Source organism: Streptomyces sp. NPDC002680, from assembly GCF_042889145.1.
Lineage (GTDB): Bacteria > Actinomycetota > Actinomycetes > Streptomycetales > Streptomycetaceae > Streptomyces > Streptomyces adonidis.
The window spans coordinates 145,780-161,025 of record NZ_JBIAQP010000025.1; the positions used below are offsets into that span (position 1 = coordinate 145,780).

Sequence of the window (15,246 nt, forward strand, 5' to 3'; positions counted from 1 at the left end):
CATGGGCAAGATCCTTATTCGTGGTGCGCGGGTGCTCGGCGGCGAGCCGCAGGACGTCCTGATCGACGGTTCGCTCGTCCAGGCGGTGGGCCAAGGGCTCTCCGACGAGGGCGCCGAGGTCGTCGAGGCCGACGGCAAGGTGCTGCTGCCGGGGCTCGTCGATCTCCACACGCATCTGCGCGAGCCGGGGCGCGAGGACTCCGAGACCGTGCTGACCGGGACCCGGGCGGCGGCGAGCGGTGGGTTCACGGCCGTGTTCGCCATGGCCAACACCTTCCCGGTCGCCGACACCGCCGGTGTGGTCGAGCAGGTCTACCGGCTCGGTCAGGAGCACGGCTACTGCGACGTCCAGCCCATCGGGGCCGTCACCGTCGGCCTGGAGGGCAAGAAGCTCGCCGAACTCGGCGCCATGCACGAGTCGGCGGCCGGGGTCACCGTCTTCTCCGACGACGGCAAGTGCGTCGACGACGCCGTGATCATGCGGCGCGCCCTGGAGTACGTGAAGGCCTTCGGCGGAGTCGTCGCCCAGCACGCGCAGGAGCCCCGGCTGACCGAGGGCGCCCAGATGAACGAGGGTGTCGTCTCGGCCGAGCTGGGGCTGGGCGGATGGCCCGCGGTGGCCGAAGAATCGATCATCGCCCGGGATGTCCTGCTCGCCGAGCACGTCGGCTCCCGCGTCCACATCTGCCACCTCTCGACCGCCGGGTCCGTCGAGATCGTCCGCTGGGCCAAGTCCCGGGGCATCGACGTCACCGCCGAGGTGACCCCGCACCACCTCCTCCTCACCGACGAGCTGGTCCGGACGTACAACCCGGTCTACAAGGTCAACCCGCCGCTGCGCACCGAGCGCGATGTGCTGGCCCTGCGCGAGGCGCTCGCCGACGGCACGATCGACATCGTCGCCACGGACCACGCCCCGCACCCGCACGAGGACAAGGACTGCGAGTGGGCCGCCGCCGCCATGGGCATGGTCGGCCTGGAGACGGCGTTGTCAGTGGTCCAGGAGACGATGGTGGACACCGGACTGCTGGACTGGGCGACCGTCGCCGACCGTATGTCCTTCGCCCCCGCGCGCATCGGGCGGGCGACGGGCCACGGCCGCCCCGTCTCGGCAGGTGAGCCCGCCAACCTCACGCTCGTCGACACGGCATACCGTGGGTCCGTGGACCCCGCGGGCTTCGCCTCCCGCAGCCGCAACACCCCGTACGAGGGCCGTGAGCTGCCGGGCCGTGTCACGCACACGTGGCTCCGGGGCAAGGCCACGCTCGTCGACGGGAAGCTCGCGTGACATCACTGCCGGATTTGACGTACATCGCCGCCGAACAGAAGTCGGCCGAGGTGACCGACTGGGCCGCCCGCGTGGGCTGGCTGGTCGGGCTCGCGCTCTTCGTCGCGCTCATCTACTGGCTGATGCGCGAGGGCTGGAAGTGGCGCGGCACGCTCCAGGGCGACCTGCCCGAGCTGCCTGACGCGCCGGACGAGCCCGGCGAGGCGAGACTGACGATGAGCGGGCGCTACCACGGCTCCACCACCGCGGGGCAGTGGCTGGACCGCATCGTGGCGCACGGCCTCGGCACCCGCAGCCGGGTCGAGCTGACCCTGACGGACGCGGGACTGGACGTCGTACGCCCCGGGGCGGCCGACTTCTTCGTCCCCCTGGCGGCCCTGCGCGAGGCCCGGCTCGACAAGGGCATCGCCGGCAAGGTCCTCACCGAGGGCGGCCTGCTGGTCGTCACCTGGGCGCACGGCGAACGGCTGATCGACTCCGGGTTCCGCTCCGACACCGCGGCCGAGCACAACGAGTGGGTCCGCACGCTGAACCAGATGATCAACAAGACGGAAACGGAAGGCGCACGATGACGACCTCCACCAGGGGAGCCAGCAAGGCTCCCGCCGTACTCGTCCTGGAGGACGGCCGGATCTTCCGCGGCCGTGCCTACGGGGCCGTGGGGGTGACCTTCGGAGAGGCCGTCTTCTCGACCGGCATGACCGGCTACCAGGAGACCCTCACCGACCCGTCGTACCACCGCCAGGTGGTCGTCATGACCGCCCCGCACATCGGCAACACCGGCGTCAACGACGAGGACCCCGAGTCGGGCCGCATCTGGGTTGCCGGCTATGTCGTACGGGACCCCGCGCGCGTGCCCTCCAACTGGCGCTCCCGGCGCTCCCTCGACGACGAGCTGCGCAAGCAGGGCGTGGTCGGCATCTCCGGCATCGACACGCGCGCGTTGACGCGTCATCTGCGGGAGCGCGGCGCCATGCGCGTCGGCATCTTCTCCGGCAACGCCCTGCCCGACGACGGCACGATGCTCGCCGAGGTGCGCCAGGCCCCCGAGATGACGGGCGCCGACCTCTCGGCCGAGGTCGCCACCAAGGAGGCGTACGTCGTCCCCGCGATCGGCACCAAGAAGTACACCGTCGCCGCCGTCGACCTCGGCATCAAGGGCATGACTCCGCACCGGATGGCCGAGCGCGGCATCGAGGTGCACGTACTGCCCGCCACGGCGACCGTGGAGGACGTGTACGCCGTCAATCCCGACGGGGTGTTCTTCTCCAACGGGCCCGGTGACCCGGCCACCGCCGATCACCCGGTCGCCGTCATGCAGGCCGTCCTTGAGCGCGGTACGCCGCTCTTCGGCATCTGCTTCGGCAACCAGATCCTCGGGCGGGCGCTCGGCTTCGGCACGTACAAGCTGAAGTACGGGCACCGGGGCATCAACCAACCCGTGCAGGACCGTACGACCGGCAAGGTCGAGGTCACCGCGCACAACCACGGCTTCGCCGTCGACGCGCCGCTCGACAAGGTCTCCGAGACCCCTTACGGGCGTGCCGAGGTCTCGCACGTCTGTTTGAACGACCAGGTCGTGGAAGGGCTCCAGCTGCTCGACCGGCCCGCGTTCAGTGTCCAGTACCACCCCGAAGCGGCAGCGGGTCCGCATGACGCCGCCTACCTGTTCGACCGCTTCACGTCCTTGATGGACACAGTTCCGATGGAGGGCCAGCGTGCCTAAGCGCACCGATATCCAGTCCGTCCTGGTCATCGGCTCCGGCCCGATCGTCATCGGCCAGGCCGCCGAGTTCGACTACTCCGGGACCCAGGCCTGCCGCATCCTGCGCGCCGAGGGCCTCAGGGTCATCCTGGTCAACTCCAACCCGGCGACGATCATGACCGACCCGGAGATCGCCGACGCCACCTACGTCGAGCCGATCACCCCCGAGTTCGTCGAGAAGATCATCGCCAAGGAGCGCCCGGACGCCCTCCTGCCCACCCTTGGCGGTCAGACGGCCCTGAACACCGCGATCTCCATGCACGAGCAGGGTGTGCTGGAGAAGTACGGCGTCGAGCTGATCGGCGCCAACGTCGAGGCGATCAACAAGGGCGAGGACCGCGACCTCTTCAAGGGCGTCGTCGAGGCCGTCCGCGCGAAGATCGGGCACGGCGAGTCGGCCCGCTCCGTCATCTGCCACTCCATGGACGACGTCATCGCGGGCGTCGACACGCTCGGCGGCTACCCCGTCGTCGTCCGGCCCTCCTTCACCATGGGCGGCGCCGGCTCCGGCTTCGCGCACGACGAGGAGGAGCTGCGCCGCATCGCCGGCCAGGGACTGACCCTGTCTCCCACCACCGAGGTGCTCCTGGAGGAGTCCATCCTCGGCTGGAAGGAGTACGAGCTGGAGCTGATGCGCGACAAGAACGACAACGTGGTCGTCGTCTGCTCCATCGAGAACTTCGACCCCATGGGCGTGCACACCGGCGACTCGATCACCGTCGCGCCCTCGATGACGCTGACCGACCGCGAGTACCAGCGCCTCCGTGACATCGGCATCGCGATCATCCGCGAGGTCGGGGTCGACACCGGCGGCTGCAACATCCAGTTCGCGGTGAACCCGGACGACGGCCGCATCATCGTCATCGAGATGAACCCGCGCGTGTCGCGCTCCTCGGCCCTCGCCTCCAAGGCGACCGGCTTCCCGATCGCCAAGATCGCCGCGAAGCTGGCCGTCGGCTACACGCTCGACGAGATCCCGAACGACATCACGGAGAAGACCCCGGCGTCCTTCGAACCGACGCTCGACTACGTCGTGGTCAAGGCCCCGCGGTTCGCCTTCGAGAAGTTCCCGTCCGCCGACTCCACGCTGACGACCACCATGAAGTCGGTCGGCGAGGCCATGGCCATCGGCCGCAACTTCACCGAGGCCCTCCAGAAGGCGCTGCGGTCCCTGGAGAAGAAGGGCAGCCAGTTCACGTTCGTCGGCGAGATCGGCGACAAGGCCGAGCTGCTGGCCGAGGCCGTCCGGCCGACCGACGGGCGCATCAACACCGTCATGCAGGCCATCCGCGCGGGCGCCACGCCCGAGGAGGTCTTCGACGCCACGAAGATCGACCCGTGGTTCGTCGACCAGCTGTTCCTGATCAAGGAGATCGCGGACGAGCTGGCCGAGGCGGAGCGGCTGAACCCCGAACTCCTGGCCGAGGCCAAGCGACACGGCTTCTCCGACCAGCAGATCGGCGAGATCCGGGGGCTGCGCGAGGACGTCGTGCGCGAGGTACGGCACGCGCTGGGCGTACGCCCGGTGTACAAGACGGTCGACACGTGCGCTGCCGAGTTCGCGGCCAAGACGCCGTACTTCTACTCCTCGTACGACGAGGAGACCGAGGTCGCGAGCCGCGAGAAGCCGGCCGTGATCATCCTCGGCTCCGGCCCCAACCGCATCGGCCAGGGCATCGAGTTCGACTACTCCTGTGTCCACGCCTCCTTCGCGCTGAGCGACGCGGGCTACGAGACCGTGATGGTCAACTGCAACCCCGAGACCGTCTCCACGGACTACGACACCTCCGACCGCCTGTACTTCGAGCCGCTGACGCTGGAAGACGTGCTGGAGATCGTCCACGCGGAGTCCCTGGCGGGGCCGATCGCGGGCGTGATCGTGCAGCTCGGCGGCCAGACCCCACTGGGCCTGGCGCAGGCCCTCAAGGACAACGGCGTACCGGTCGTGGGCACCCCGCCCGAGGCCATCCACGCCGCCGAGGACCGGGGTGCCTTCGGCCGCGTCCTCGCGGAGGCGGGCCTCCCGGCCCCCAAGCACGGCACGGCGACCACCTTCGCCGAGGCCAAGGCCATCGCGGACGAGATCGGCTACCCGGTCCTCGTACGCCCGTCGTACGTCCTCGGCGGGCGCGGCATGGAGATCGTGTACGACGAGACCCGGCTGTCGTCCTACATCGCCGAGTCGACCGAGATCAGCCCCTCCCGGCCGGTCCTGGTCGACCGCTTCCTCGACGACGCGATCGAGATCGACGTCGACGCCCTGTACGACGGCGAGGAGCTGTACCTCGGCGGCGTCATGGAGCACATCGAGGAGGCCGGCATCCACTCCGGCGACTCGGCGTGCGCCCTGCCCCCGATCACGCTCGGCGGCTTCGACATCAAGCGGCTGCGGACCTCGACCGAGGCCATCGCGCGCGGGGTCGGCGTCCGGGGGCTGATCAACATCCAGTTCGCGCTGGCCGGCGACATCCTCTACGTCCTGGAGGCCAACCCGCGCGCGTCCCGTACGGTCCCCTTCACCTCGAAGGCGACCGCGGTACCGCTGGCGAAGGCCGCCGCCCGGATCTCGCTCGGCGCGACCGTCGCCGAACTGCGGGCCGAGGGACTGCTCCCGGCGACCGGTGACGGCGGCGAACTGCCGCTGGACGCGCCGATCTCCGTCAAGGAGGCCGTCATGCCCTGGAACCGCTTCCGGGACACCTCCGGGCGGGGCGTCGACACCGTGCTCGGCCCCGAGATGCGGTCCACCGGCGAGGTCATGGGCATCGACTCCGTCTTCGGCACGGCGTACGCCAAGTCGCAGGCGGGGGCGTACGGCCCGCTGCCGACCAAGGGGCGGGCCTTCATCTCGGTCGCCAACCGGGACAAGCGTTCGATGATCTTCCCGGCGCGTGAACTGGTCGCCCACGGCTTCGAGCTGCTCGCCACCTCCGGCACGGCCGAGGTCCTCCGGCGCAACGGCCTCAACGCGAAGGTCGTCCGCAAGCAGAACGAGGGCACGGGCCCGAACGGCGAGAAGACCATCGTCCAGCTCATCCACGACGGCGAGGTCGACCTCATCGTCAACACCCCGTACGGCACCGGAGGCCGCCTCGACGGCTACGAGATCCGTACGGCGGCCGTGGCGCGCTCGGTGCCGTGTCTGACGACCGTCCAGGCGCTCGCCGCGGCCGTCCAGGGCATCGACGCCCTCAACCGGGGTGACGTGGGCGTGCGTTCACTCCAGGAACACGCCGAACATCTGACCGCGGCCCGCGACTAGCAGCCCTGAGGGGGACACCGGAAACGGTGTCCCCCTCTTCGTGAGGACACCACTGTGTACAAGCTTTTCTTCCGTCTGGTCTTCACCCGGATGGACCCCGAAGAGGCCCATTACCTGGCCTTCCGCTGGATCCGCCTCGCCGTCCGCGTCCCCGTCCTGCGGACGTTCGTCGCCGCCGCCCTCGCGCCCCGGTACGAGGAACTGCGCACCGAGGCTTTCGGGCTGCGGATGCACGGACCCTTCGGGCTCGCGGCCGGCTTCGACAAGAACGCGGTCGCGATCGACGGGATGTCGATGCTCGGCTTCGACCACGTCGAGATCGGCACGGTCACCGGGGAGCCGCAGCCCGGCAACCCCAGGAAGCGGCTGTTCCGCCTTGTGCCGGACCGCGCGCTCATCAACCGCATGGGATTCAACAACGAGGGTTCGCTGGCCGTGGCGGCCCGTCTGGCGAGCCGGGAGGCGGTCTTCCGGACCGTCGTCGGCGTCAACATCGGCAAGACCAAGGCCGTCCCCGAGGGCGAGGCCGTCGCCGACTACGTGAAGTCGACCGAGCGGCTCGCCGCGTACGCCGACTACCTCGTCGTCAACGTCAGCTCGCCCAACACGCCCGGCCTGCGCAACCTGCAGGCCACCGAGGCGCTGCGCCCGCTGCTCAGCGCCGTACGCGAGGCCGCCGACCGCACGGTGACCTCGCGCCGGGTCCCGCTGCTGGTGAAGATCGCGCCCGACCTCGCCGACGAGGACGTGGACGCCGTCGCAGACCTCGCCGTCGAGCTGGGCCTGGACGGAATCATCGCCACGAACACCACCATCGCGCGCGAGGGACTCGGCCTGACCTCCGACCCCACCCTGGTGAAGGAGACCGGCGGCCTCTCCGGCGCACCCCTGAAGGCCCGCTCCCTGGAGGTGCTGCGCCGCCTCTACGCGCGCGTGGGCGACCGGATCACCCTGGTGGGCGTCGGCGGCATCGAGAACGCCGAGGACGCCTGGCAGCGCATCCTCGCCGGTGCGACCCTCGTCCAGGGCTACAGCGCGTTCGTCTACGAGGGCCCCTTCTGGGGCCGCGCGATCCACAAGGGGCTCGCCGCCCGCCTCCGTACGAGCCCGTACGCCACGCTCGCCGACGCGGTCGGCGCCGACGTAAGGAAGACCGCATGACAGTCCTGGAGCCCTTTGGCGCCCGGCTGCGCCGCGCGATGGACGAGCGCGGCCCGCTGTGCGTGGGCATCGACCCGCACTCCTCGCTGCTCCTCGACTGGGGGCTGAACGACGACGTCGCCGGACTGGAGCGGTTCAGCCGCACCGTGGTCGAGGCGCTGGCCGGGCGGGTCGCCGTGCTCAAGCCGCAGAGCGCGTTCTTCGAGCGGTTCGGGTCGCGCGGGGTCGCCGTACTGGAGAAGTCGGTCCAGGAGGCGCGGGAGGCCGGAGCCCTGGTCGTGATGGACGCCAAGCGCGGTGACATCGGCTCCACCATGGCCGCGTATGCCGCAGCCTTCCTGGAGAAGGGCGCCCCGCTGTTCTCCGACGCGCTCACCGTGTCGCCGTATCTCGGCTACGGCTCGCTGAAGCCGGCCGTCGAGCTCGCGCGGGAGAGCGGCGCGGGCCTGTTCGTGCTGGCGCTGACGTCCAACCCCGAGGGCGGCCAGGTGCAGCACGCCGTCCGCGAGGACGGGCTGAACGTCGGCGCGACCATGCTGGCGTACCTCGCCGCGGAGAACGCGGGGGAGCGGCCCATGGGGTCCTTCGGGGCAGTCGTCGGGGCCACGCTCGGTGACCTCTCGTCCTACGACCTCGACATCAACGGACCTCTCCTCGCACCCGGAGTCGGTGCCCAGGGGGCGACCCCGGCCGACCTTCCCGGGGTGTTCGGGGCTGCCCTGCGCAACGTGGTTCCGAACATCAGCCGAGGTGTTCTGCGTCACGGTCCCGAACTCGTCGCGCTGCGGGACGCGTCGGACCGGTTCGCCGACGAGATCCGGGCCGCAGTGGCCGCGACCTGAGGATTCGCACAGTTCGGCGGAGTCCTCCGATGAGTGGCTCCGGGTCGGCTTGAGACTGAATACTTTCTCAAATCAGGGGCAGTATGCCTGAAATATCCGACCTGCCGAAGGCTGACCAGGACTTTTCCGCTGTTCTCGCTGACTCTGGCGGCCTTGGCCGCTAGTCTCCGACCAGAGCCAACGAGCAAGTGTGTTGTTCGTAGCTCACCAGGTGAGGGGCGACTAGGTTCCTCACCGGTCCGTATCCGACAGTTCGACATCCGAGGTGACGTAGGCGTGGCTCTTCCGCCCCTTACCCCTGAACAGCGCGCAGCCGCGCTCGAAAAGGCCGCCGCGGCTCGCCGGGAGCGGGCCGAGGTCAAGAATCGACTCAAGCACTCCGGCGCCTCCCTTCACGAGGTCATCAAGCAGGGCCAGGAGAACGACGTCATCGGCAAGATGAAGGTCTCCGCCCTGCTCGAATCGCTTCCGGGCGTGGGCAAGGTCCGCGCCAAGCAGATCATGGAGCGACTCGGTATCTCCGAGAGCCGCCGAGTGCGTGGCCTCGGGTCCAACCAGATCGCGTCCCTGGAGCGCGAGTTCGGCAGCACCGGCTCCTGAGTCCTGGCACCCCGGGATTCCTGGAATAATCGCCGCATGGCTGCAACATTCCGGGGGACGACCCCCGAGCCCCCGGACGTACGTCCGCGGCTGACCGTGCTCTCCGGCCCCTCGGGGGTCGGCAAGAGCACGGTCGTCGCCCATATGCGCAAGGCACACCCCGAGGTCTGGCTCTCGGTGTCGGCGACGACCCGCAGGCCACGCCCCGGTGAGAAGCACGGCGTCCACTACTTCTTCGTCACCGACGAGGAGATGGACAAGCTGATCGCCAACGGCGAGCTCCTGGAGTGGGCCGAATTCGCCGGCAACCGCTACGGCACGCCGCGTGCGGCCGTGCTGGAGCGACTGGAGTCCGGCGAGTCGGTCCTCCTGGAGATCGACCTCCAGGGTGCCCGGCAGGTCCGTGAGTCCATGACCGACGCCCTGCTGGTGTTCCTGGCTCCGCCCTCCTGGGAGGAGCTGGTGCGCAGACTGACCGGGCGGGGCACCGAACCGCCCGAGGTGATCGAGCGCCGCTTGGACGCGGCCAAGATCGAACTGGCTGCCGAGCCCGAGTTCGACGAGACCCTGGTCAACACCTCCGTCGAGGATGTAGCGCGCGAGCTGCTAGCCTTGATGGAAGTTGTGTGATCGTTTCCGATCCCATCCCACCTTTCGGAAGGCAGAGCGTGTCCTCTTCCATCTCCACGCCCGAGGGCATCATCAACCCTCCGATCGACGAGCTCCTCGAAGCCACCGACTCGAAGTACAGCCTGGTGATCTACGCGGCCAAGCGTGCCCGCCAGATCAACGCGTACTACTCGCAGCTCGGCGAGGGCCTCCTTGAGTACGTCGGTCCGCTCGTCGACACCCATGTCCACGAGAAGCCGCTCTCGATCGCCCTGCGTGAGATCAACGCGGGTCTGCTGACGTCCGAGGCCGTTGAGGGCCCCGCGCAGTAGTATTTTCAACTTTCGGTTCATTTATCCACAGGCCCGACAGCGCGACTGTCGGGCCTGTGGTGTGTCATGGAGCCGTACCGAGTCGCGTATCGAGTCAGGGGAGGCCCGGTGGGCAAGCCGAAGGTCGTACTGGGGGTCAGTGGCGGTATCGCCGCGTACAAGGCCTGTGAGCTGCTGAGGAGACTGACGGAGTCGGGCCACGACGTCCGGGTCGTGCCCACCGCCTCGGCCCTGCACTTCGTCGGCGCCGCCACCTGGTCCGCGCTCTCCGGCCACCCCGTCTCGACGGAGGTCTGGGACGACGTCCACGAGGTCCCGCACGTCCGCATCGGCCAGGAGGCGGACCTGGTGATCGTGGCCCCGGCGACGGCCGACATGCTCGCGAAGGCGGCCCACGGACTCGCCGACGACCTGCTGACCAACACCCTCCTGACCGCCCGGTGTCCCGTCGTCTTCGCCCCCGCCATGCACACGGAGATGTGGGAACACCCGGCCACCCAGGAGAACGTGGCGACACTGCGCCGCCGCGGCGCCCTCGTCATCGAACCGGCCGTCGGGCGCCTCACCGGCGTCGACACGGGCAAGGGGCGCCTGCCCGACCCGGCCGAGATCTTCGAGGTCTGCCGCCGCGTGTTGGCCCGGGGCGTGACGGAACCCGACCTGGTCGGCCGGCATGTCGTCGTCAGCGCCGGTGGCACCCGCGAGCCGCTGGACCCCGTCCGCTTCCTCGGCAACCGTTCCTCCGGCAAACAGGGGTACGCCCTCGCCCGTACGGCCGCCGCCCGGGGCGCCCGGGTCACCCTGATCGCCGCGAACACCGGCCTGCCGGATCCGGCGGGCGTGGACGTCGTGCCCGTGGGGACGGCCGTCCAGTTGCGCGAGGCCGTGCTGAAGGCGGCCGGGGACGCCGACGCCGTGGTGATGGCGGCGGCGGTCGCCGACTTCCGCCCGGCGGTCTACGCGGCCGGGAAGATCAAGAAGAAGGACGGCGCGGACCCGGAACCCGTCGTCCTGGTCCGGAATCCGGACATTCTCGCGGAGATCTCGGCCGACCGCGCCAGAGCCGGCCAGGTGGTCGTCGGCTTCGCGGCCGAGACGGACGACGTCCTCGCCAACGGCCGTACGAAACTGCGGCGCAAGGGGTGCGACCTGCTGGTCGTGAACGAGGTGGGGGAGCGCCGGACGTTCGGTTCCGAGGAGAACGAAGCCGTAGTGCTGGGCGCCGACGGCAGCGAGACCCCCGTGCCGCACGGGCCGAAGGAGGCATTGGCCGAGATCGTGTGGGACCTGGTTGCCGTCCGCCTGAAGTGAATGGTTCATTCGGGCGGCGACGGATCGCACAGATCTCTCGTGTCCCTCCGTATCCGCCCGTATCCCCTCGACTGCCCATCCCACCTCGTACTTCGGGGCGTGGCGGCCCTGGCGTTCAGCCCTCATGATTGGGCAGAATGCCCGTGCCGCAGGTCACAGCGCTTCCGAGAGGCGAGACGGAGGGGCCGTTGGCCGAGCGCGACCGATAAACTGTTCTTGGACGGCACCGGGCGCAGCTCCCGAGCCGTCCGCCAATGATCAGCCAGCAGCCGCTGCAACCACAGGGAGCGTTGTGTCCCGTCGCCTTTTCACCTCGGAGTCCGTGACCGAAGGTCACCCCGACAAGATCGCTGACCAGATCAGCGACACCATTCTCGACGCGCTTCTGCGCGAAGACCCCACGTCCCGCGTCGCCGTCGAGACGCTGATCACCACCGGCCTCGTGCATGTGGCCGGCGAGGTCACCACCAAGGCCTACGCGCCCATCCCGCAACTGGTGCGCGACAAGATCCTGGAGATCGGCTACGACTCCTCGAAGAAGGGCTTCGACGGCGCCTCCTGCGGTGTGTCGGTGTCGATCGGCTCGCAGTCGCCGGACATCGCGCAGGGCGTGGACACGGCGTACGAGAACCGCGTCGAAGGCGATGAGGACGAGCTCGACAAGCAGGGCGCCGGCGACCAGGGCCTGATGTTCGGCTACGCGACGGACGAGACCCCGGAGCTGATGCCGCTCCCGATCCACCTCGCGCACCGTCTCTCGCGCCGCCTGTCCGAGGTCCGCAAGAACGGGACGATCCCGTACCTGCGCCCCGACGGCAAGACCCAGGTCACCATCGAGTACGACGGCGACAAGGCGGTCCGGCTTGACACCGTCGTCGTCTCCTCGCAGCACGCGAGCGACATCGACCTGGACTCCCTGCTCGCCCCCGACATCCGCGAGTTCGTGGTCGAGGTGGAGCTGAAGGCGCTCCTCGACGACGGCATCAAGCTGGAGACCGAGGGCTACCGTCTGCTGGTCAACCCCACCGGACGCTTCGAGATCGGCGGCCCGATGGGCGACGCGGGCCTCACCGGCCGCAAGATCATCATCGACACGTACGGCGGCATGGCCCGCCACGGCGGCGGTGCCTTCTCCGGCAAGGACCCGTCCAAGGTCGACCGCTCCGCGGCCTACGCGATGCGCTGGGTCGCGAAGAACGTCGTCGCCGCGGGCCTTGCCTCGCGCTGCGAGGTCCAGGTCGCGTACGCGATCGGCAAGGCCGAGCCCGTGGGCCTGTTCGTGGAGACCTTCGGCACGGCCAAGGTCGACGCCGAGAAGATCGAGGCCGCGATCACGACGGTCTTCGACCTCCGCCCGGCCGCGATCATCCGCGACCTCGACCTGCTCCGCCCGATCTACGCCCAGACGGCGGCGTACGGCCACTTCGGCCGTGAGCTGCCCGACTTCACGTGGGAGCGGACGGATCGGGTGGAGGCGCTGCGGAAGGCCGTGGGCCTGTAAGGCTTGTAGCGGACCGACTGCTTGTCGAGGCCCGGCGTCCTGTAGGGGCGCCGGGCTTCGGCGTGCCGGGAAATGGCTGGCGGTGGCGGGGTCCGGATTCGTAATGTGGCGATCTCCCGGTGCGCAGGCCGCGGTTGCTTCGGTGGAGTGCGTCCCTTGGGCGTGCGGTGAATCTGGGATTTCGTGCCGCTGCCGACTTGATCTCGGGAGTTCGGGCGCCGCCCGTTGTCAGTGGCGTTTGGTAAGAATGCAAGCGTGAGCAGCGAGAACGGGCAGGGGAGTGGCGGGGCCGACGGGGCCCGGGGTGCCGAGGGTGCGCCGCCCGAGCAGCTTGCGTTGATTCGGGAGAGTGTGCGGCAGGCCAAGGCGCCGCGGGCCAAGCCGCGGACCTGGCGGGGGGCCGCGCTGGCCAAGGAGCTGCCCGTCGCGCGAGTGCTGGTCGACAAGGGTGTGCTGCATCTCGACCGGTACTTCGACTATGCCGTGCCCGAGGAACTGGACGCCGAGGCGCAGCCCGGGGTGCGGGTGCGGGTCCGGTTCGGGGCCGGGCGGCATCGGGTGCGGGACGGGCGGCGTGAGGGCGGGGGGCTTATTGACGGGTTTCTGGTCGCGCGGCTCGCCGAGTCCGACTACTCCGGGCCGTTGGCCGCGCTGGCGCAGGTCGTGTCGCCCGAGGTTGTGCTGAGTGAGGAATTGCTTTCGCTGGCTCGGGTTGTTGCCGACCGGTATGCCGGGAGCCTCGCCGATGTGCTGCAACTGGCCGTGCCGCCGCGGAACGCCCGGGCCGAGAAGGCGGTCTCTCCGGCCGCTCTGCCTGTGGGTGGGGTGCCGGAGGTCGGGTCCTGGGGGCGGTACGAGCGCGGGGGGGCGTTTCTTGAGGCGCTCGCCTCCGGGGGTGCGCCGCGTGCGGTGTGGAACGCCCTGCCTGGGCCTGAGTGGAGCGGGGAGTTGGCGCGGGCCGTCGGCGCGACCCTCGCCTCCGGGCGCGGGGCGCTGGTCGTCGTGCCGGACGGGCGGGCCGTCGCGCGGGTCGACGCCGCCCTGACCGCCCTGTTGGGGGAGGGGCGGCACGCCGTGCTCACCGCCGACGCCGGGCCGGAGAAGCGGTACCGGGAGTGGCTCGCCGTGCGGCGGGGGGCCGTACGGGCCGTGGTCGGGACCCGGGCCGCCATGTTCGCGCCCGTCCGGGATCTGGGGCTCGTCGCGCTCTGGGACGACGGGGACGACAGCCACAGTGAGCCGCACGCCCCGCAGCCGCATGCGCGTGAGGTGCTGTTGCTGCGGGCCGCGCAGGACAAGTGCGGGTTTCTGCTGGGGAGCTGGAGTTGCACGGTCGAGGCCGCGCAACTCGTCGAGAGTGGGTGGGCCCGGCCGTTGGTTGCGGGGCGGGAGCAGGTTCGGGGGGTCGCTCCGCTCGTACGGACCGTGGGGGACGGGGATCTCGCCCGGGACGAGGCCGCCCGGGCCGCGCGGCTGCCGACCCTCGCCTGGCAGGTCGTGCGGGACGGGCTGAAACACGGGCCGGTGTTGGTGCAGGTGCCCCGGCGGGGGTACGTACCTCGGTTGGCCTGTGCTCGCTGCCGGGAGCCCGCTCGGTGCCGGCACTGTGCCGGGCCGATGGAGGCGCGGGACGCCGGGGCGCCGTGGTGCGTGTGGTGCGGGCGGGAGGAGACCGGCTGGCACTGTCCGGAGTGCGGCGGGTTCCGGCTGCGGGCGCAGATCGTGGGTGCGCGGCGGACCGCCGAGGAGTTGGGGAGGGCGTTTCCGGCCGTGCCGGTGCGGACGTCCGGGCGTGAGCATGTGCTGGACACGGTGCCGGGGGCGCCGGCGCTTGTCGTCAGCACGCCCGGCGCGGAGCCGGTCGCCGAGGGCGGGTATGCGGCTGCCCTGCTGCTGGACGGCTGGGCGATGCTCGGGCGGCCCGATCTGCGGGCCGGGGAGGACGCGCTGCGTCGCTGGATGGCCGCTGCGGCGCTCGTACGGGGGCAGGGGGTACGGGGGGAGGGGGCGCCGGGGGGAACGGTCGTCGTGGTCGCCGAGCCCACCCTGCGGCCGGTGCAGGCGCTCGTGCGGTGGGATCCCGTGGGGCATGCCGTGCGGGAGCTGGCGGAGCGGGCCGAGCTGGGGTTTCCGCCGGTGTCGCGGATGGCGTCCGTGGCCGGGACGGCGGAGGCCGTCGCCGGGTTCCTGGCAGCGGCCGAACTACCGGGGGACGCCGAGGTGTTGGGGCCGGTGCCGTTGCCGGTGACTGCGGCGGGGCGGCCTCGGCGGGTGGGGGCGCCGCCGGCGGGGGAGCGGTGGGAGCGGGCGCTGGTGCGGGTGCCGCCCGGGAGTGGGGCTGCGTTGGCCGCTGCGTTGAAGGCTGCTCAGGCTGCGCGGATGGCTCGGGCGGGGCGGGGTGGGGAGGAGGGTGTGTGGGTGCGGATCGATCCGCCTGATATCGGGTGAGGGGTCTGTTCTTTGGGTTCTTTGGCTGCGGGCCGGTGGGGGCTTGTCGCGCAGTTCCCCGCGCCCCTAAGGGATCTGCGGTTCCGGTGTTTCGAAGCCAGTGCGGATCCTCGTGCCCCTGAAAGAC

Annotated in this window: 12 protein-coding genes; all 12 read left to right on the forward strand. The window is 70.4% G+C overall.

The window, feature by feature from the left end; all coding sequences use genetic code 11:
- Position 1 precedes the first annotated feature (1 nt).
- The 12 genes from ACFYXF_RS46075 to ACFYXF_RS46130 all read left to right on the forward strand — a co-directional run bounded on the left by ACFYXF_RS46075 (position 2) and on the right by ACFYXF_RS46130 (position 15,119).
- A complete protein-coding gene (locus tag ACFYXF_RS46075) occupies positions 2–1,288 on the forward strand; it encodes a dihydroorotase (protein WP_389359251.1) in 1,287 nt (428 codons plus the stop codon).
- The gene (locus ACFYXF_RS46080) at positions 1,285–1,860 is read left to right on the forward strand and encodes a hypothetical protein (RefSeq protein WP_389359253.1); all 576 of its coding nucleotides are present in this window, start codon (positions 1,285–1,287) and stop codon (positions 1,858–1,860) included. Before ACFYXF_RS46075 ends, ACFYXF_RS46080 begins: the two co-directional genes overlap by 4 nt.
- Positions 1,857–3,014, forward strand: a complete 1,158-nt coding sequence (gene carA, locus ACFYXF_RS46085; RefSeq protein WP_389359255.1) for a glutamine-hydrolyzing carbamoyl-phosphate synthase small subunit — start codon at positions 1,857–1,859, stop codon at positions 3,012–3,014. Before ACFYXF_RS46080 ends, carA begins: the two co-directional genes overlap by 4 nt.
- A complete protein-coding gene (gene carB / locus ACFYXF_RS46090; RefSeq protein ID WP_389359257.1) occupies positions 3,007–6,315 on the forward strand; it encodes a carbamoyl-phosphate synthase large subunit in 3,309 nt (1,102 codons plus the stop codon). Before carA ends, carB begins: the two co-directional genes overlap by 8 nt.
- Before the next feature lie 54 nt (positions 6,316–6,369).
- Complete coding sequence (locus ACFYXF_RS46095; RefSeq protein ID WP_389359259.1) at positions 6,370–7,476, forward strand: quinone-dependent dihydroorotate dehydrogenase; 1,107 nt, start codon at positions 6,370–6,372, stop codon at positions 7,474–7,476.
- Positions 7,473–8,318 carry an orotidine-5'-phosphate decarboxylase gene (pyrF, locus tag ACFYXF_RS46100; RefSeq protein ID WP_389359261.1) on the forward strand — a complete coding sequence of 282 codons (846 nt, stop codon included), beginning with the start codon at positions 7,473–7,475 and terminating at the stop codon, positions 8,316–8,318. The genes ACFYXF_RS46095 and pyrF overlap by 4 nt, the downstream gene beginning before the upstream one ends.
- 276 nt (positions 8,319–8,594) lie before the next feature.
- Complete coding sequence (locus ACFYXF_RS46105; protein WP_003977346.1) at positions 8,595–8,918, forward strand: integration host factor; 324 nt, start codon at positions 8,595–8,597, stop codon at positions 8,916–8,918.
- Positions 8,919–8,954: 36 nt separating this feature from the next.
- Entirely contained in the window at positions 8,955–9,548 is a 594-nt protein-coding gene (gene gmk / locus ACFYXF_RS46110) for a guanylate kinase (protein WP_389359263.1), read from the forward strand.
- Positions 9,549–9,586: 38 nt separating this feature from the next.
- Complete coding sequence (rpoZ, locus tag ACFYXF_RS46115; RefSeq protein ID WP_006382157.1) at positions 9,587–9,859, forward strand: DNA-directed RNA polymerase subunit omega; 273 nt, start codon at positions 9,587–9,589, stop codon at positions 9,857–9,859.
- Between the two features lie 108 nt (positions 9,860–9,967).
- Positions 9,968–11,170, forward strand: a complete 1,203-nt coding sequence (gene coaBC / locus ACFYXF_RS46120) for a bifunctional phosphopantothenoylcysteine decarboxylase/phosphopantothenate--cysteine ligase CoaBC (protein ID WP_389359266.1) — start codon at positions 9,968–9,970, stop codon at positions 11,168–11,170.
- Positions 11,171–11,462: 292 nt separating this feature from the next.
- The gene (metK, locus tag ACFYXF_RS46125; protein WP_389359268.1) at positions 11,463–12,671 is read left to right on the forward strand and encodes a methionine adenosyltransferase; all 1,209 of its coding nucleotides are present in this window, start codon (positions 11,463–11,465) and stop codon (positions 12,669–12,671) included.
- Between the two features lie 255 nt (positions 12,672–12,926).
- A complete protein-coding gene (locus tag ACFYXF_RS46130) occupies positions 12,927–15,119 on the forward strand; it encodes a primosomal protein N' (protein WP_389359270.1) in 2,193 nt (730 codons plus the stop codon).
- Positions 15,120–15,246: the final 127 nt, after the last annotated feature.